At 68.6% G+C, this 16,381-nt stretch carries 16 protein-coding genes; 10 read left to right on the forward strand and 6 right to left on the reverse strand.

All coding sequences use genetic code 11. The features are described from left to right. Positions 1-154 precede the first annotated feature (154 nt). The 5 genes from ACFYTQ_RS34740 to ACFYTQ_RS34760 all read left to right on the forward strand — a co-directional run bounded on the left by ACFYTQ_RS34740 (position 155) and on the right by ACFYTQ_RS34760 (position 6,073). Positions 155-823: a GntR family transcriptional regulator gene (locus tag ACFYTQ_RS34740; RefSeq protein ID WP_387370070.1), complete on the forward strand. Its 669-nt coding sequence runs from the start codon at positions 155-157 to the stop codon at positions 821-823. A gap of 66 nt (positions 824-889) precedes the next feature. Continuing rightward, positions 890-2,278 carry an allophanate hydrolase gene (locus ACFYTQ_RS34745; protein ID WP_387370072.1) on the forward strand — a complete coding sequence of 463 codons (1,389 nt, stop codon included), beginning with the start codon at positions 890-892 and terminating at the stop codon, positions 2,276-2,278. Further along, complete coding sequence (locus ACFYTQ_RS34750; RefSeq protein WP_387370074.1) at positions 2,275-2,985, forward strand: cysteine hydrolase family protein; 711 nt, start codon at positions 2,275-2,277, stop codon at positions 2,983-2,985. Before ACFYTQ_RS34745 ends, ACFYTQ_RS34750 begins: the two co-directional genes overlap by 4 nt. Positions 2,986-3,000: 15 nt before the next feature. Continuing rightward, the gene (locus ACFYTQ_RS34755) at positions 3,001-4,692 is read left to right on the forward strand and encodes a regulator (protein WP_387370075.1); all 1,692 of its coding nucleotides are present in this window, start codon (positions 3,001-3,003) and stop codon (positions 4,690-4,692) included. Positions 4,693-5,242: 550 nt separating this feature from the next. Continuing rightward, a complete protein-coding gene (locus ACFYTQ_RS34760) occupies positions 5,243-6,073 on the forward strand; it encodes an SAM-dependent methyltransferase (protein WP_387370077.1) in 831 nt (276 codons plus the stop codon). A 119-nt stretch (positions 6,074-6,192) separates the two neighbouring features. On the opposite strand, the gene ACFYTQ_RS34765 is transcribed toward ACFYTQ_RS34760, so the two are convergent. Continuing rightward, positions 6,193-6,936 carry a cupin domain-containing protein gene (locus ACFYTQ_RS34765; protein WP_387370079.1) on the reverse strand — a complete coding sequence of 248 codons (744 nt, stop codon included), beginning with the start codon at positions 6,934-6,936 and terminating at the stop codon, positions 6,193-6,195. A gap of 20 nt (positions 6,937-6,956) precedes the next feature. Further along, a complete protein-coding gene (locus tag ACFYTQ_RS34770) occupies positions 6,957-7,529 on the reverse strand; it encodes a TetR/AcrR family transcriptional regulator (RefSeq protein WP_387370081.1) in 573 nt (190 codons plus the stop codon). A gap of 91 nt (positions 7,530-7,620) precedes the next feature. Here ACFYTQ_RS34770 and ACFYTQ_RS34775 point away from each other — a divergent pair, with 91 nt between their 5' ends. The 4 genes from ACFYTQ_RS34775 (at position 7,621) to ACFYTQ_RS34790 (ending at position 10,279) form a co-directional block, all read left to right on the forward strand. Next, positions 7,621-8,202: a TetR/AcrR family transcriptional regulator gene (locus ACFYTQ_RS34775; RefSeq protein WP_387370083.1), complete on the forward strand. Its 582-nt coding sequence runs from the start codon at positions 7,621-7,623 to the stop codon at positions 8,200-8,202. Beyond that, positions 8,199-9,026, forward strand: coding sequence for an alpha/beta fold hydrolase (locus tag ACFYTQ_RS34780; RefSeq protein ID WP_387370085.1), 828 nt, complete (start codon positions 8,199-8,201; stop codon positions 9,024-9,026). The genes ACFYTQ_RS34775 and ACFYTQ_RS34780 overlap by 4 nt, the downstream gene beginning before the upstream one ends. A 141-nt stretch (positions 9,027-9,167) precedes the next feature. Next, positions 9,168-9,578 (forward strand): VOC family protein, encoded by a 411-nt coding sequence (locus tag ACFYTQ_RS34785; RefSeq protein WP_387370088.1) that lies wholly within the window; start codon positions 9,168-9,170, stop codon positions 9,576-9,578. Next, on the forward strand, positions 9,575-10,279 hold the full coding sequence (locus ACFYTQ_RS34790; RefSeq protein ID WP_387370090.1) for a haloacid dehalogenase type II: 705 nt from the start codon (positions 9,575-9,577) through the stop codon (positions 10,277-10,279). Before ACFYTQ_RS34785 ends, ACFYTQ_RS34790 begins: the two co-directional genes overlap by 4 nt. 23 nt (positions 10,280-10,302) lie before the next feature. On the opposite strand, the gene ACFYTQ_RS34795 is transcribed toward ACFYTQ_RS34790, so the two are convergent. The 3 genes from ACFYTQ_RS34795 to ACFYTQ_RS34805 form a co-directional block, all read right to left on the reverse strand. Beyond that, a complete protein-coding gene (locus tag ACFYTQ_RS34795) occupies positions 10,303-11,433 on the reverse strand; it encodes a lipase family protein (protein WP_387370093.1) in 1,131 nt (376 codons plus the stop codon). 289 nt (positions 11,434-11,722) lie between these two features. Continuing rightward, entirely contained in the window at positions 11,723-12,568 is an 846-nt protein-coding gene (locus tag ACFYTQ_RS34800) for a helix-turn-helix transcriptional regulator (RefSeq protein ID WP_387370095.1), read from the reverse strand. Between the two features lie 500 nt (positions 12,569-13,068). Beyond that, positions 13,069-13,656 carry a TetR/AcrR family transcriptional regulator gene (locus tag ACFYTQ_RS34805; protein ID WP_387370097.1) on the reverse strand — a complete coding sequence of 196 codons (588 nt, stop codon included), beginning with the start codon at positions 13,654-13,656 and terminating at the stop codon, positions 13,069-13,071. Between the two features lie 112 nt (positions 13,657-13,768). On the opposite strand from ACFYTQ_RS34805, the gene ACFYTQ_RS34810 reads away from it, so the two are divergent. Next, entirely contained in the window at positions 13,769-14,848 is a 1,080-nt protein-coding gene (locus ACFYTQ_RS34810; RefSeq protein WP_387370099.1) for a Gfo/Idh/MocA family protein, read from the forward strand. A gap of 195 nt (positions 14,849-15,043) precedes the next feature. On the opposite strand, the gene ACFYTQ_RS34815 is transcribed toward ACFYTQ_RS34810, so the two are convergent. Continuing rightward, positions 15,044-16,270 carry a helix-turn-helix domain-containing protein gene (locus ACFYTQ_RS34815; protein ID WP_387370101.1) on the reverse strand — a complete coding sequence of 409 codons (1,227 nt, stop codon included), beginning with the start codon at positions 16,268-16,270 and terminating at the stop codon, positions 15,044-15,046. Positions 16,271-16,381: the final 111 nt, after the last annotated feature.

The following is a 16,381-nucleotide window of genomic DNA, read 5'->3' on the forward strand; positions in this document are numbered from 1 at the left end:
GTGACCGGCGCGCGATCACGTTCTGCCGCAACCCGATTCGGCGAACGCGTCGCCCGCCCTACCCTCCATCCGGCCCCCGACGAGACCGCCTCCGATTCCGTCGACGACAGTGTGACCGCCACGCCGCCGACCGCCCCGTTCGTAGACTCGAAGCATGACGGTGGGTGCGGAGGAGACCGTGCTGCCGCCGAGCCTGGTGGATTTGGCGGTGCGGCATGTGCGGTCGGAGGTACTGAGCGGGGCGTACGCGCCGGGCGATCGGATCGGCGAGGAGGCGCTGTGCGCCCGGTTGGGCACCAGCCGCGCGCCGGTGCGGGAGGCGCTGCGGTTGTTGGTGCAGGAGGGGCTCATCGAGCATCTGCCGCGCCGCGGCTTCCGGGTGGTGGTGTGGTCGGCCACCGACGTGCTGCAACTGTTCGAACTACGGCGGGTGCTGGAACGGCACGCGGTGGAGAGCGCGTTTCCCTTGCCCGCCACGGGAGATCCGTTGCGCGCGGTGCGCGCCGCGCTCGACGACATGCGCGCCGCCGACGACCGTGACGACGCCTTCGAGCGCGACAACGCCCACCGCCGCTTCCACACCGCGATCGTCGCACTGGCCCGCCATCGGCAACTGGATCTGGCCTACGCGCCGATCCTGCTGAAACTGCAACTGCCGATGGCCCGCAACCTGCGCGAGGAGGCGCGCGCCACGCATCGCCGCGACGGGGTGCGCCGGCACGCCGCGCTGCTGGCCGCCCTCGAGACCAACGACCGCGACACCGTGCTCGAGGCGCTGCGCCGCCACGGCGAGCTGGCCTACCTCGATCTCGAATTCCACTGACAGCGGGCAACACAACCGAAACACACGAACACACCGGGCTTCACGCATTCTGTCGACAATCGACAAATGCACAGCACGGGCCCCAGCATCGCCGAGATCCTGCACTCCCACGAAAGCGGTAGCGGCTCACCGACGAACACCGCGGCGCGGGTCGCCGACGCGATCGCCGCCCACGGCGACGACGGCACCTGGATCACCCCGGTGCCCCGCGCGCGGTTGCTGGCCGCGGCGGCCGAGATCGAGCGACGGCCCGGCGCGCGCACGCTGCCGCTGTACGGGGTGCCGTTCGGGGTGAAAGACAGCATCGATGTCGCGGGCTGGCCCACCACCCTGGCCTGCCCCGACTTCGCCTACACCGCAACCCGAACCGCCCCGGCGGTGCAGCGCCTGCTCGACGCGGGCGCGCTGTTCGTCGGCAAGACCAATCTCGATCAGTTCGCCACCGGGCTGAACGGCACCCGCACCCCCTACACCGTGCCGCGCAGCGTCTTCGGCGGCGACCTCGTCTGCGGCGGGTCCAGCTCCGGCTCCGCGCGGGCGGTGGCGCTGGGCGAGGTGCCGTTCTGCGTGGCCACCGACACCGCCGGATCCGGCCGGGTTCCGGCCGCGCTCAACGGGATTGTCGGGTGGAAGCCGTCGCGCGGGTTGATCAGCGCGGTCGGGTTGGTTCCGGCGTGCGAGTCGCTGGACTGCGTCACCCTCACCGCGACCTCGGTGGAGGACCTCGACCGGGTCTTCGACGTGATCGCCGCGGTGGACCCGGACGATCCCTGGAGCCGCCCGCGCGGGCCGCGCCACCGCGGCGGGCGCCTGCGCGCCGGGCTGCCCGCGGCGACCGAGCTGGAGTTCTTCGGCGACACGGTGTTCCGGGACGCGCACCTGGCGCTGCGCGAGCGCCTGCCCGGACTCGGATTCGACTGCGTGCCAACGTCTCTGGAGCCGTTCCTGGCGGCGGGCGAGCTGCTGTATGAGGGCCCGTGGGTGGCCGAGCGGCTGGTGGTGTTCGGCGAGTTCCTGGCCGAGCATCCGGACTCGATCCTGCCGGTGGTGCGCGAAATCCTCACCGGCGGACAGCGATTCGACGCGGTGGACGTGTTCCGGGCACAGCAGCGGCTGCAACGGCTGCGCGCGCGGGTGGCCCGGATGTGGACCGACTTCGACGTGCTGGTGCTGCCGACCATCGGCACCACCTTCACCGTGGCGCAGGTGCTGGCCGATCCCATCGCCACCAACACCGTGCTCGGGCACTACACCCATTTCGGGAATCTGCTCGACCTCACCGCGGTGGCGGTGCCGGTGGGCATGACCGGCGACGGGCGGCCGCTGTCGGTCATGGTGGCCGGTCCCGCCCTCGCCGACGACACCGTGCTGGCGGCCGCGGCGCGCATCCTCGACGAACCCCGCACGGCGATGACCGCCGCGGCCACCTCCCGAACGGCGCAGGAGCGACGATGACCACCACACAAGCCATTCCGGCGCGGCCGGGACCGTTCCGCTACGAGCCGGGCACCCTGGCCCTGCTGATCATCGATATGCAGCGCGACTTCCTGCTGCCCGGCGGGTTCGGCGAGAGCCTCGGCAACGACGTCGCCCTGCTGCGCACGGTGATCGAGCCGCTGCGCGGTCTGCTGGCCGCGGCCCGCGCGGCGGGGGTGCCGGTGCTGCACACCCGGGAGGGTCACCGGCCCGACCTGTCGGACTGTCCGCCGTCGAAACTGTTGCGCGGCAATCCTTCTCAGCGCATCGGCGACCCGGGACGGTTCGGCCGCATCCTGATCCGCGGCGAGTACGGCCACGACATCGTCGACGAGCTCGCCCCGCTGCCGGAGGAGGTCGTGATCGACAAGCCGGGCAAGGGCGCCTTCTACGCCACCGGGCTCGCAGACGAACTGCGCCGCAAGGGTATTCGCTCCCTGTTGGTCACCGGGGTCACCACCGAGGTGTGCGTGCACACCACCGTGCGCGAGGCCAACGATCGGGGCTACGAGTGCCTGGTCGTCTCCGATTGCGTCGGTTCGTATTTCCCCGAATTCCAGCGCGTGGGGCTGGAGATGATCGCGGCCCAGGGCGGCATCTTCGGCTGGGTCGCCGATTCGGCCGCGGTCCGCACCGCGCTGACCGCCCCCGCCCCGCTCGACTCCTCCGCCGATACACCGGTTTAGTGAACAGGAAAACCCATGTCCCTCCACACCCAACCCCGTGAGCCCGCGCCCGCCGAGAAATCCGCCGCCCTGCGCGTGCCCTGGTGGACGCGCGGCGACACCAACGCTTACTTCGGGCTCTGCTTCAACATCCTGGTCAACGTGCTCACCCTCACCACGCTGTCGATCGCGGTGGTGCACATCCCGAGCCGGGACGTGCTGGGCAGCGTGCTGCCCGCGCTGGGCGTGGCCCTGGTGCTCGGCAACCTCTACTACGTGCTGCTGGCCCGCCGCCTCGCCCGCCGCGAACAGCGGACGACGGTGACCGCGCTGCCGTACGGACCCAGCGTGCCGCACATGTTCATCGTGGTGTTCGTGGTCATGCTGCCGATCTACCTCGCCAGCCACGATCCGCTCAAAGCGTGGTCGGCGGGTCTGGCGTGGGCGTTCCTCATCGGCGTGATCGTCATGATCGGCGGCTTCGTGGGCCCCTACATCCGCCGCATCACCCCGCGCGCGGCCATGCTCGGCACCCTGGCGGGCATCTCGATCACGTTCATCTCCATGCGCCCGGCCGCGCAGATGTGGGAGGCCGCGTGGATCGCGTTGCCCGTGCTGGCGATCATCCTGATCGGCTTCTTCACCGATGTGCGGTTGCCCGGCAACGTCCCGGTCGGCCTGGTGGCGTTGCTGGTCGGCACGGCGATCGGCTGGATCGGCGGATACATGTCGGTGCCCGACGTCACCAAGGCCGCGCACGACATCGCGGTCGGACTGCCGACCCTGCACCCGCACCTGCTGTTCACCGGCCTCGGCAATCTCGGTCCGCTGCTGGCCACGGCGATTCCGTTGGGCGTCTACAACTTCACCGAGGCGATGAGCAACGTCGAGAGCGCCGCCGCGGCGGGCGACAACTACAACCTGCGCAGCGTGCTGCTCGCCGACGGATTCGGCGCCATCATCGGCTCCGGCTTCGGCTCACCGTTCCCGCCCGCGGTCTACATCGGCCACCCCGGCTGGAAGGACGCCGGCGGACGCACCGGATACTCGCTCGCCAGCGGCGTCACCATCGGCGTGATGTGCCTGCTGGGACTGTTCGGAGTGCTCAGCACCCTACTGCCGACCCCCGCGATCGTGCCGATCCTGCTGTACATCGGCCTGCTGATCGGCGCCCAAGCGTTCCAAGCGGTACCCAAACTGCACGCCGTGGCGGTCGTCGCGGCCCTGATCCCGAACCTCGCCGAATGGGCTGTCGGACAGATCGACAACGCGCTGGCCGCGGCCGGAACCACCGCCGACAAGGTCGGCAACGCCGCGCTCGGCCAAGCGGGCGTGGTGTACGACGGCCTTAAAACCCTGGGCTCGGGCGGCGTCCTGGCCGGCCTGGTACTCGGCGCGATCGTCACCTTCATCCTGGACAAACGCTTCCTCGCCGCGGCCACCGCCTGCGCTGCCGCCGCGGCGCTGAGCTGGATCGGCCTGATCCACGCCGCCCGAGTCGCCTGGGCCGCGGCGCCGACGGTGGCACTGGGGTACCTGTTGTGCGGGGTGGTCTGCCTCGCCTACGCGCGGCTGGGCGGGGCTCGGAAGGCGGTCCCGGCTGTGCCCGAAGGGCCGACGCGTACGACGGAAACCGCAGCGGCGCAGCCTGACCCGGTGGCCGTGGAGGCCGGACGACCGACGCAGGCGGCAGAAGCGGCACCGGGGCAGTCCGAGCCGGTGGCGTGAAGCCCGAAGGGCCGACGCGTTCGGCGGAAGCCGCACCGGCGCAACCCGCGCCAATGGCCGTGGAACCCGAACGGTCGACGCGACCGGCGGGGGCCGCACCGGGGCAGCCCGAACCTGTGTCGGTTGAGTCCGGCGCGACGCCGCTCGAACCTGTGGCTGTCGAGCCCGGTGCGACGCCGCACGACTGAGCGAGGGCGCGGCGGCGGTTCGATGCGCTCGGCCCCCGGCGGGCTGAACGAAATCCGCTGCCGCCGAGACCTTTCCGGGGGACCTCGTCCTTGCATACCGACCGGTCGCCGTTTCGTGCCAGGCGGGGCGTGATCATCCTCTGTCGCAACGATTGTCGGGCGAGGCGGTGCGGGTGCTGGGCGATCGCTGTCGGTCCGCTGCGGCCGGTAGCGGCAATCGCGTTGGCGGCGAACACATCCCGTGACGTCGGATTCCATTGCGCCGGGCGGGGAGTTGCCGGTATAACCGAACCGCCCATCCGCGAACGGTTGTGCTCCTAGGATTGATCCGTCCCAGCATCCAGCGACAGGGGATGATTCCCATGACCGACAGCGCCACACATGTGGACCAGTCGAAGGCGAGCATCGCTCGCGTCTACGACTATCTGCTCGGCGGCAAGGACAACTACGCGGTCGATCGCGAAATCGGTGACTTCTTCATCAAAGACCTGCCCGGCTCGGTGGCCATCGCCTACGCCAACCGCCAGGCCCTGATCCGCGCCGTCGGCGATATCGCCCGCGACGGCATCGACCAGTTCATCGACTTCGGCAGCGGCCTGCCCACCGCCGACAATGTGCACCAGGTAGCCCAGCGCCACACCCCCGGCGCGCACGTAGTGTACGTCGACAACGACCCGATCGTGCTGGCCCACGGCCGCGCCCTGCTGGCCACCGACACCAACACGACGGTCTTCACCGCGGATCTGCGCGACCCACAAGGCATTTTCGACAGCGACGAGGTCCAGCGCCTGATCGATTTCACCCGACCGGTCGGCTTGATCTTCAGCGCCATCCTGCACCACCTCAACGACGACGAGGACCCCGCGGGCCTGGTCCGCTGGTGGGTCGACAAGGTCCCCTCCGGCAGCGAGGTCTACATCTCCCACTTCCGCTCCGGCTACAACGCCGAAACCCAACTGGCCGAACAGAAGTTGCAGGGCAGCTTCGGCCGCGGCCGCTGGCGCACCGACGAGGAGATCCTCGCCCTCTTCGGCGACCTCGAGGTCCTAGAGCCCGGCCTAAAGAACTGCACCGAATGGCGCCCGGCCCCAGCCCCCGAAGACGGCGAGGATGTCACCAACATCGGCCCCCCCGAACGCGACCTCACCGTCTGGGAAAAACTCATCTCCTGCGCCCTGGCCCGCAAACCCTGACAATCCCCAGCCCTACGAACCCAGCCGCACCCTTTATTCGGATCCGCACCCCTTGTAAGGCCCTGAAACGGGTGCGGATTCGAACAAGGGGTGCGGCTGGGTTTGTATCGCGGGGGTCCTCAGGCGTCGGGGAAGGCCAGTTCGGGGGTCATGCCGTCGCTGAGTAGGAAGTAGCCGAGGAACGTGACGCCGTCGTCTCGGGCGTCGAAGCGGGCGATGCGGGTGCCCTCGGGTTCGTAGAAGACGTCGCCGGGTTCGAGCACCGTTTCCGGGTGTCCGTCGATCTGGTAGACGACCGATCCGGTCTCGATATTGCCGAAGACGGGCCCGTTGTGGATGTGCGTTCCGGCGGCGTGCCCGGGCGCGATGGTGATCCGCCGGATCTCGACGCGCTGGGTGGCCAGCGGTCGTGGCAGCGGCTGGTCCATGACGATCACCCGGCTCAGCGGCGGGGCCGGATCGCCGTTCGCGGCCTGGTATTCGGCGTCGCTCACCGCCTGGCCGAACTCCGCCGTCGTGCCGTCCCCCGGATGTTCCTCGATCGCCACATGCGTCATCGGCGCGTCGAAAGTCGCTCCGTGCCAATGCCATTCACCCGCCTCGATCTGCACGGTATCGCCCGCCCGAATGACCTCGACCGGCCCTCCACGGCGTTGCACGAGCCCCACCCCGTCGGTCACCACGAGCACCTGCCCGACGGGATGACGATGCCAGTGCGTCCGAGCACCCGGGGCGAACCGAACGCGGTCGACCTGTGTCCGGGACGGACCGTCGGGGACGGCGAGTTCTTCGACGCGCACATCACGGGTGACGAACGACGACGAGGCCGGAACCGCGATGCGCGGAGCGTGCGATACATGCATGTGTGCCGATGTCCTTGCTATCAGGAGGTTTTCACCGAATAGGCGGAAAGCAACGCGAGTACACCCTCGACCGCCCGCTCGAACGGCGCTGTGCTGTCCGCTGCCCGAGCCAGGACGTACCCGCCCTGCAACGCCGCGACGATCGCCGCCGCCGTAGCGCCCGGATCCAGCGCCGCACTCAGCTCCCCGCGGTCGAGCCCCTCGCGCAGCACCTCGGTCAGGCGGGCGCACAACCACGTCAAGGTCTCCTGAACCGGCGCGCGGAGCGCGGGGGCGGCCATCACATCCGGATCCTGGGTCAGTCCACCGATCGGACAGCCCTTCAGGACATCGCGCTCGCGGCGCAGATACCCCGAAATGCGTTGCAGCGCAGTGCCCGGACCGGAGAGCCGCGCGTCCACAGCGGCACGCAACTCCGCGGCCGTCCGATCGATCGCCGCACGCGCCAAATCCTCCTTGCCCGCGAAGTGGTGATACATGCTGCCCTGCCCGGCCCCGGCTCGCCGCTGAATCGCCTTCGGGCTGGTCCCCACATACCCGCGCTCCCACAGCAGCGCCCGGGTGCTCTCGATGAGGTCGTCCCTCGTGCTCATACCCGCACTATACATACCAGTAGGTACAGAGGAATAGCCTCCTAAGGTCATTAGGGTGTAACCTAATCAGGTTAGGAAAGGTGGTGGATGTGTGTCTCCGCGAACGGGATTGACCGCCGAGCGGATCACCGCGGCGGCGGCCGAGCTGGCCGACGAGATCGGGTTCGACAATCTGACCTTGTCCGCGGTCGCCCGCGCGGTCGGCGTGAAGGATCCGAGCCTGTACTCCCATGTGCGCAATCTGCACGACCTGCGGGTGCGGGTGGCCCTGGCGTCGGCGACGCAGTTGAACGAGCGCATCGCGGCGGCGATGGCGGGCCGCTCCGGCAAGGACGCCTTGATCGGATTCGCCGGAGCCTACCGGTCTTTCGTGCTCGAGCATCCGGGCCGCTACGCGGCGACCCAGATCCGCATGGACCCCGCTGAGGTCGCCGACGAACCCGCCTTGTTACGCAGCATCGAACTGACCCAGGCCATCCTGCACGGCTACGGCCTGGAAGAACCCGCCGCCACCGACGCGGGCCGCTTGCTGCGCAGCACCTTTCACGGCTTCGCCACGCTGGAGGCCGCGGGCGGATTCGCCCATTCCCGGCCCACCGACGCCAGCTGGCACCACATCGTCGAGGCCCTGCACCGCACCTTGTCGCAGTGGCCCGAGAAGGAGAGATCATGAAATCCGAGACAGTGCCCGTCCCCGGCGCCGACCTGTACGCCGAGATCCGCGGCGACGGCCCGCCGCTGCTGCTGATCCCCGGCGGTGGCGGCGACGCCGCGAACTTCGACGACCTGGCCGAGGGCCTCGCCGAACACTTCACGGTGATCGCCTACGACGTCCGCGGCTACTCCCGCAGCCGACTGACCAGCGGCCACCCCGAACCCCAGCACGTGGCCGTGCAGGCCGACGACGCCGCCCGGATCATCGAAACATTGTGTAGCGAACCGGCTTTCGTGTTCGGCACCAGCAACGGCGCGATCACCGCCCTCGATCTGCTGGCCCACCACCCCGACCGCGTCCGCACCGTGGTCGCCCACGAACCCCCCTGCTTCGCCGTCCTGCCCACCGCCGCCGCCCACCACGCCTGGATCGAGGAGGTGCTGGACCTGTTCCACACCGAGGGCCTCGCCGCGGCGGGCGCCCACTTCCTCGCGGGCATCGGCCCGGTCATGGACCCCACCCCCCAACCCGAACGGATGACCCCGCGCCAAACCGAGACCTGGGCCCGGCTGGCTGCCAACGGACCGATCATGATGGAGTACGAACTCCGCGAATTCACCTCGTACATCCCGGATTTCGGCGCACTCGACGGTTTGACGGATCGTCTGGTGCTGGCCGCCGGTGAACGGACCCGCGGTCATCTCCCCTACCGTCCGGCCGCCACCATCGCGCTTCGGTTGGGCCTGTCGGTCACCGAGTTCCCGGGCGCGCACAATGGATCACGCGCGCACGCAACGGAATTCGCGGAGCGGCTGACCAAGATCTTCACCGAGCGTACGTAGGCGACGCTGTCCTGGCGACAACACCCCGTGCAGGCCGTGCGATCGATTCGGCAGGGCTGAGCGAATCGCCATCGGTACGCCGACCTCACGGGGTCTACCGCCGCACGGATTGTCCAACCGGAGACCTGTTACCGTGCCGAAATGGCCCTGACCGTCGAACGTTTCGATCACGTCGTCCTCAACTGCCGTGATGTCGCCGCCACCGCCCGGTGGTACGCGCGCGTCCTCGGCATGACCGTCGAGACATTCGGCCCGGCCGGGCGCACGGCGTTGACGTTCGGGAACCAGAAGATCAACCTGCGTCCGCTCGGTCAGGACCCGGCGTGGATCACCGGCGCCGTCGAGGCCGCGGGCTCTGCGGACCTGTGTTTCGTCACCGGCAGCTCGCCGGAGCAGGTCGCGGCGCATCTGGTCGAGTGCGGCGTGGAGATCGTCGACGGTCCGGTGACCAAGATCGGCGCGCTGGGCGAGATGACCTCGCACTACTGCCGCGACCTCGACGGCAACCTCATCGAGATCGCCGTCTACCCAAGCCGTTCGGAGCGCGCGTGAACGACCGGCCGACAGCGTTGCTGTTCGACGTACAGGGCACCGCGACGGATTTCCATTCCACAATCCGGCGCGCCGCCGAGCAACTCGCCGGTGACCGCTACCCGGACCAGGACTGGTCGCGTTTCGTGAACGATTGGCGCACAGCCTATTTCACCGAAACCTCCCGGCAACCGCAGGACGGCCCCTGGGTGAGCGTGGCCTCCATCTACCGCCGAACCCTCGACACCGTCCTGGACAGCCGCGGCCTGCACCTCGACCCGATCGACCGCGACACCCTGACCCGCGCCTGGACCCGCCTGGACCCCTGGCCCGACACCGTGGCGGGCCTACACCGCCTCCGCACCCGCTACCTCCTGGCGACCCTGTCCAACGCCGACGTCTCCGCCGTCGTGGAGATCACCCGCCACGCCGACCTCCCCTGGCACGCCGTCTTCACCGCCGAAATGGCCGGCGCCTTCAAACCCGACCCCCGCACCTACCACCTCGCCGCCACCTACCTCGGACTGGCACCCGCCGACATCATGATGGTCGCCTGCCACAAATACGACATCCGCGCCGCCGCCGCACTCGGTTTCCGTACCGCCTTCGTAGCCCGTCCGTACGAGTACGGCGATATCGCCTTGGCGGACATCGAGTTCAGCGAGGAGTTCGACATCAACGCCACCGACTTTCTCGATCTGGCGACGCAGCTGGGTTGTTGAGCCGTCGTACCGGGGCCGGCGGTTCAGCCGCACTCCGGTGTCGGGGCACCGGCGAATCGGTCACCGAGGTAGTCGAGCGCGGCGGGCAGGTTCACCATGTCCGGCAGTCCATGACCCGGGATCGGCAGCCGGGCGTATGTCACCTGACCACCGGCCCGGCACCAGGAAGCCACGAGTCGATCGGCATCGTCGATCGGCAGGAGGTCATCGGTGGTGGACTCCCAGAAGTACGTCGGCGGCTGCGACGCGTCGGGCTCCACGCTCAGACTGCGCAATATCGCCTGAAACCGAGGATTGTGGACGATGTCCGGAACCGCTGTGTAGTCGCCGATGTCGACGAACGGGTACTTCAGGGTGAAGTCGGCCAGGCAGAAATTGGTTGTCTCGGCCAGCATCCGCTTACCTCGATCGTTGAGAAGCCCGGGCACGTCGGCCTCGGGTGCGAGGCGATGCACCGCCGCGATCGCGAGCAGACCGATTCCGGCGTAGACAGTGCCGCTCACGCGCTCGAGCTGATGGACGAGATCCACCGGCAACCCGCCGGTGGCGACACCCGCGAGGCGCAGTTCCGGCGCGTAATGGGGCAGCGCCTGGGTCGCCCACATGTTCGCCATTGCTCCGCCGGAGTAGCCGAGCAGAGCGATGGGAGAGTCCGCCAACCCGGCCGGTGCGAACGCTTTGGCGGCGCGGATTCCGTCCAGAATGGCGTGGGCCGCTTGGGTTTTTTCGAGGAATCGTTCTCGCGGTCCTTGATAATCCGGAAATGCGAGAGCCCAGTTTCGTTGCAGCACAGTCGTTGCGAGCGTCGCTTCGAGGGTGCTCTCGTTCACGATGTTGTCCACGCCGTGTTCGAAGGCGTAGGACGGGGAACATTGCGAGCCGAGGCTGTCCTCGGCCACTTGCCAACTGATCACTGGTCGCGCGCCCGGGCCGGTCCACGGGGTGTCGGGTTCGAGGATGGTCGTCTTGCCGGTGGTGGGTAGATTCTGTCCGTCGTGCGAGGTGAACGACACCTGCCATGCCTTGACCGGCACCGGTAGGCCGAACAGGACGATCGGGTGCGCGGAGACGATCGCGCCGTCGGCGGACGTATCCGGTCGGGAACCTTCGGTATCGGCTTGTGCCGCAGCGGGTCCCGTTATCACGGTGATCATCGAGACGATTGTCGCCAATGCCCTCACGACAGTCGCGTGGCTGATCGGTCTCATCACAAGCTCCCTCCGGTTGCGCGGTATCGCGATGCCCGGTGCCAAGACTCGAATGCGTTGCGGGAACCGGGATGTCGGTGACGTTATGACAGGAAAGCCCCGTCGAGGAGGAGGTCGCGGCAGCTCGAGGAGAATTCAGCAGACAATGCCACGGTCTTGCGATGGTGATCCAAGTAGATTTACTACCCGGCAGACACGAGACTTCTTCAGGACACTTCGGAAATCCAGGCGATCCTCACCGGAAGTCCAGTGCGCGGGCCAGTTTGTCGGCGTCGGCGGCGGTCACCGGAAGCTGCACGACCAGTACGAGTTCCGGATCATCGAGGCAGCGCAGGCGCGTGTACTTCAAATGGAATTCGCCGACCTCGGGATGGCTCATCGAAATGGCAGGCAAACGGATCTCACCGACATGATGCTGTGACCACGCCTCGCGAAAAGACGCGCTCACCTCGCTCAGCTCGCGCACGAGTTGATTCAGTCGCGCGTCGCCCGGACGCTGCCCCAGCGCGGCGCGAACGAAGCCGAGCAAATCCTGCGCGGCGTCCTGCCAGTGGGGATGCGCGGGTAGGTCCGGGTCGGTGAAGACCACCCACAACAGGTTCCGCCGCTCCGCGGGCAGCAGCCCGGGATCGCGCCGTATCGCGGCGTACGGCCTGTTCCACACCACGTAGTCGAGATTGTCCCGGTGAATGGCCGCGGGATAGCTCGGCACAGCGTCGACCAGTTGTTGCAGTTCGGCGAGATCGCGCCGAATCGGCTGCGGCGCTTCGGGGTCGGCGAAGCCAGCGAGATGGCGAAGATGCCGGGCCTGTTCGGTGTCGAGTCGCAGTGCTCGTGTGAGGGCGTCGATGACTCCCCTGCTCGCGCGGACGTCCCGGCCTTGTTCCAGCCAGGTGTACCAGGTCACGCTGACTCTGGCGAGCCCCGCGACCTCCTCACGCCGCAGACCCGGTGTGCGGCGGGTCCGGTAGGGGCGCACCGGCAACCCGACGTCGGCGGGTGTCAGGCGAGTCCGGGCGGTTCGCAGGAACCCGCCGAGTTCCGCACGGCGTACTGCCGCCGCATCGATGCCCTCGGTCATGTCCGAACTCCTGACCGCCCCCGAGGAATCGAGCCGAAGTCGGTCCGGTGCCCAGACCCGGATCGGTCACTGACGACAACCCGGCTCTCCACAACCGCGCTCCTCCCACCGAAACCCGTGCACCCCAAGGCTAACCGCGACCTGCCCATACTCCGAGAGCACCGATGGCGGGAATCCGCGAACCTTCGTCGGCGCGACGCGCGGGAGCCACGACCTGGCGACGCGAACCGGGTTGAAAGTTTGCTTACACCCACAGCGGTGTCAAGCAAACTTTCCACCTATGACCGAGGCGTGGTCCGGATCAGGCCAGAAAGCAAGGCGGCCAACGGAGTTCGATGATCAGGACTGACATGCCGAACGATCCACGCCTGCCGCAACCGTTCGTCCAGTCGGCTGGCGAGCTGACCCCGTGTCGGCCCAGTAACTCTGCGCGCGTGCGTAATTCGATCATCGGCCTCGTTCGTGCGCTGCAAGCACCCATTCTCGACGGCCGCACAGGACTATGTGCCGTCGCCCAACAGGGCCCGCAGCGCCGAGTCGGCGACCTGCCGCAGTTCGTCGCGGCTGCGCCCGGCAGCGGCTTGGACGGCGATGCCGTCCGAGATCGTGTGGACGAGTGCGGCCAAGGTGGTTGGCTCATGGCGGCTCGGCAGATCGGTGGCCTGCTCGAGTCGCCTGCGCAACGCGGCCTCGCCTGCTTTGCGGACCGCCACGGCGTCGTGACGGACGGTGCGCGAGTCGGGTCCGCAGGCTTGAACGGTCTTGACACACAGGCAACCGTTCGGCGTGTTCGCCCCTGCGGTCAGCTCGACGGCCCCGTGAATGAGCCGCTCGACGACCTCGCGGCCGGTGGGGGCGTTCAGCGCGTCGGCGGCGTAGGCGCCGGGACCGTCGAGGTAGCGGGCCAAAACCTTGGCGAACAGTTCCTCCTTGTTGCCGAAGGTGGCGTAGAGGCTGGGCTTGTTGATGCCCATCGCGGCGGTCAGGTCGGCCAGCGACGTGCCCTCGTAGCCGTGCCGCCAGAACAGTTCCAGCGCGCGGTCGAGTGCGATGTCCGCGTCGAACGAGCGCGGGCGTCCGCCGGGCATGCCGTCCTCCGTCCTGTCTCCAAGTTTCTTACCTATCGGTACATTACCTCTTGCGGACGAGTGCCGCGCCACCTACTTTCTTACCAATAGGTACAGAACTAAGGAGTGGCGCATGATCCGAGTCGGCGTGGTCGGGGCCAGCGGTTGGGCGGACAGCTCGCATCTGCCCGCGCTCACCGCTCTCGAGGAGTTCGAGGTGACCGCGGTCGCGACCACCAATCGGGCCAGCGCGGACCGTGTGGCCGCCGCCCACGGCGTGCGGCACGTCTTCGCCGACGCGGGGGAACTCGTCGCGCACCCGGAGGTCGACCTGGTCGTCGTATCGGTGAAGGCCTCCGGTCATGCCGCCGTGATCAGGGCAGCGCTCGACGCCGGCAAGCACGTCGTGTCCGAGTGGCCGCTGGGCGTCGACGCCGACGAAGCGGGTGAGCTGACCGCGGCCGCCACCGCGGCCGGCGTCGTTCACGCGGTCGTCCTGCAGGGCCACCACTCCCCGAGTGTTCGCTTCGCCGCGGACCTGGTGGCCGGCGGTCGGATCGGCACGCTCGAATCGGTCGCGCTGGTGGCGGAGGGCGCCCCCTGGGGCGGCAGTCGAATACCGCCGAGTCTGGTGTTCGGCCTCGATCCCGCGGAGGGAACCGACATCCTGACCATCATGGCCGGTCACTTCCTGGCCACCGTCGAACGGGTCGTGGGTCCACTGACCGAAGTCTCCGCACGGCTGCCCCGCACGCACGACCGCGTGCTCGTCGCCGGGACGGAGCGGACGGTGCCCAACGCCACGCCCAGTCACGTGCTGCTGCACGGACTTCTGGTCAGCGGCGCCACCGCGTCGGTGGCCGTGCACGGCGGCAACGGGCCCGCCCGTTACGGATTCCGCCTCGAGATCGTCGGCAGCGACTCGACATTGATCGCCACCCCAGCCCAACCCGGAACGTTCATCCACTGGGGCGAATGGTCTATCCAGATCGGCGACGAGGCCCTGGCCGTACCCGACGCGTACCACACCGTCCCCGCCGAAATCCGGTCCGGCCCACCGGCCCACATCGCAGCCCTCTACCTGGAGGTCGCCCAGGCCATCGCCGAAGCCCGGCAACCACATCCCAACTTCGAGACCGCCCTACGCCACCACCGCCTCCTCGCCGCCATCGAACAGTCCGCGGCCGGGGGAACCGTCCGCTCCATTTCGTAATCGGCTCAGCCACAACTTTTTTCATGATGTCTCGAGAACCGCGCCCGCTGCGTGACCACGGCCCTCGCGGGGGACGGGCCTTCCCGCTCGCGGGTACCGAGAATTCGGTCGCGTCAACCCAGCGACCTTGCGCGCGTGCGTGATTTGCCGGTACCTTCGGTTGCCACGATATGCCTCGACTCGCGGGTGCCCAGTTCACGCGGCGACACCGACCCTTCGGCTCAACTCCCGGACCTCGTTCCGCATCCCCGACGGCGGCCGCTTCTGCAAGTCGAGCAGCAGCTCCCGCGCGAACCCGTTGTATCGGATGGTCTCCGGCGCGGTGCTCTCGGCTTTCGCCAGCAGAGCGAAGGTCGCGGCGGGCTCGTCGCGCACGGCGTGCGCACTGGCGACCTCGATGAAGTGGCGGCTGCGCCGGGGCACCGACACGATCCGCTCGGCGTCGACCCGCTGCGCCGCCCGCAACGCCTCCCCCGGCTGGCGCAGTTCCACCCCGAGGGTGACGGCGTGCGCGCCCATCACCGGGAGCGAGAACGAGGTCTGTATGTGCCGGTACGCCGCACCCAGTCGCTCGGCGACCCGCTGAGCCCGTTCCCAATGACGCCACGCGTCCCCGTGCCGCCCGCGCCGCGCGTACACGTAAGCGATTTCGGCCTCCAGCGCGCCGACGATTCCGCGCCAGTCGTCGCCGATGGTGTCCCGTTCGAGATAGGGGCGCAACCGGTCGGCCGCGTCCTGCGCAAGGCCGATGGCCTCCTCCCATCGGCCCGAGTCGCGCAGGGCCTGGACCATCGCCCACGCACTGCACGCGATCACGTAGGGATCGTCGGCCTCGTATCCCTCGTGCAGTCCCCGGTCGGCGACCAGCCAAACCAGTTCGGGCGCAGGCTGATACGCGACATAGAAGTCGGCCAGCTGGTAGACGCCCGCGAGCAGCTTCCGCGCCGCCCGCCGGTCGGGTCCCGGGGTGCGGGCGGCCGATTGCGCATCCCGGATCAGGTCGGGCAGCAACGCTCCCAACTGGGTTCGATGATCGGGGCTGGCGTGGCGGATGATCCACGCCTGCCGTAGGCGTTCGGCGAGTTCCGTTGGGGTGATGGTTGTTTCGGAAGGAACGCTCCGAAGCAGTGCCGCCTCTACCGCGGTGAGGGCGGCGTGCCGCTCGCCCGCGAAGACCGCCACCGGTACGGCGTGGTCGTTCCCGGTCAACTCGGCGAGATCGTGCAGTTCGAGCGCGCGGGCAATGCGAAGCAGCATCGACAGACTCGGGGTTGGTAAGCGTCCGTTCTCGGCGGCCGCCAGCCACTCCGGGGAAAGCCCGACAAGACCCGCGAGAACGGACCGGGACATGCCTTTTCGCTCCCGCTGGATCTCTATCCGCTGCCCGATGTCCAACTCATCGCCGCCCTGCGCTGCCCCCAAGCACCCTCTTCGAGGGTATCGAGAATTTGGCCGGGAAACACGCCGCCCGTTGCCGAGGTTCGATGTCTGGATCTGACGGACTCGCGCCGCCGCAATCGAATTCGTCGAGCG

This window comes from Nocardia sp. NPDC004068, assembly GCF_042874315.1.
Classification (GTDB): Bacteria; Actinomycetota; Actinomycetes; order Mycobacteriales; family Mycobacteriaceae; genus Nocardia.

What these genes read in the sequence shown, in the direction of transcription:
- ACFYTQ_RS34750 (WP_387370074.1), top strand. Translation starts at nt 2,275, where the DNA reads ATGACCACCACACAAGCCATTCCGGCGCGGCCGGGACCGTTCCGCTAC.
- ACFYTQ_RS34745 (WP_387370072.1), top strand. Translation starts at nt 890, where the DNA reads ATGCACAGCACGGGCCCCAGCATCGCCGAGATCCTGCACTCCCACGAA.
- ACFYTQ_RS34740 (WP_387370070.1), top strand. Translation starts at nt 155, where the DNA reads ATGACGGTGGGTGCGGAGGAGACCGTGCTGCCGCCGAGCCTGGTGGAT.
- ACFYTQ_RS34755 (WP_387370075.1), top strand. Translation starts at nt 3,001, where the DNA reads ATGTCCCTCCACACCCAACCCCGTGAGCCCGCGCCCGCCGAGAAATCC.
- ACFYTQ_RS34765 (WP_387370079.1), bottom strand. Translation starts at nt 6,936, where the DNA reads ATGCATGTATCGCACGCTCCGCGCATCGCGGTTCCGGCCTCGTCGTCG.
- ACFYTQ_RS34800 (WP_387370095.1), bottom strand. Translation starts at nt 12,568, where the DNA reads ATGACCGAGGGCATCGATGCGGCGGCAGTACGCCGTGCGGAACTCGGC.
- ACFYTQ_RS34780 (WP_387370085.1), top strand. Translation starts at nt 8,199, where the DNA reads ATGAAATCCGAGACAGTGCCCGTCCCCGGCGCCGACCTGTACGCCGAG.
- ACFYTQ_RS34795 (WP_387370093.1), bottom strand. Translation starts at nt 11,433, where the DNA reads ATGATCACCGTGATAACGGGACCCGCTGCGGCACAAGCCGATACCGAA.
- ACFYTQ_RS34805 (WP_387370097.1), bottom strand. Translation starts at nt 13,656, where the DNA reads ATGCCCGGCGGACGCCCGCGCTCGTTCGACGCGGACATCGCACTCGAC.
- ACFYTQ_RS34810 (WP_387370099.1), top strand. Translation starts at nt 13,769, where the DNA reads ATGATCCGAGTCGGCGTGGTCGGGGCCAGCGGTTGGGCGGACAGCTCG.
- ACFYTQ_RS34770 (WP_387370081.1), bottom strand. Translation starts at nt 7,529, where the DNA reads ATGAGCACGAGGGACGACCTCATCGAGAGCACCCGGGCGCTGCTGTGG.
- ACFYTQ_RS34760 (WP_387370077.1), top strand. Translation starts at nt 5,243, where the DNA reads ATGACCGACAGCGCCACACATGTGGACCAGTCGAAGGCGAGCATCGCT.
- ACFYTQ_RS34785 (WP_387370088.1), top strand. Translation starts at nt 9,168, where the DNA reads ATGGCCCTGACCGTCGAACGTTTCGATCACGTCGTCCTCAACTGCCGT.